The sequence below is a fragment of the Pseudomonas sp. 10B238 genome, assembly GCF_000970615.1.
Lineage (GTDB): Bacteria > Pseudomonadota > Gammaproteobacteria > Pseudomonadales > Pseudomonadaceae > Stutzerimonas.
Window position 1 is genome coordinate 1 of the sequence record NZ_KQ033995.1, and the last position, 335, is coordinate 335.

The window sequence follows — 335 nt, forward strand, 5'->3', positions numbered from 1 at the left end:
TGATCCATCATCTCGGCAGCGTTGGCTGTCCCTCCAGCCGCTGCGCTCAACGAAACTCCGAGCGCAATCAGAGCAAAGCGAGAAGGTCTAGTGGTCATGGTGCGAATCCACCTCAGTATCAGTGGCCTTGGGGTCATGATCCATCTTGCCGTGCTCCATTTCTCCATGGTCCATCGAGCCATGATCCATGTCGTCGTGGTTCATTTTTGAGTTAGAGGTGCCTTGTGTCTGAGATGCCGGCTTGTTGCCTGGATTCTGCGATGAAGCCGATGATTGCTTGTGCTGATCATGCTTTTGCTCTGCAAACGCAGCTGACATATTCATTACGCCCAGCA

General features: G+C 52.8%; 1 protein-coding gene. It reads right to left on the minus strand.

Annotated elements, in window-relative coordinates; all coding sequences use genetic code 11:
• Positions 1 to 87: 87 nt before the first annotated feature.
• Positions 88 to 335 (minus strand): hypothetical protein (locus tag RT21_RS22945; RefSeq protein WP_082082216.1); only part of this gene is annotated, 248 nt, incomplete at its 5' end.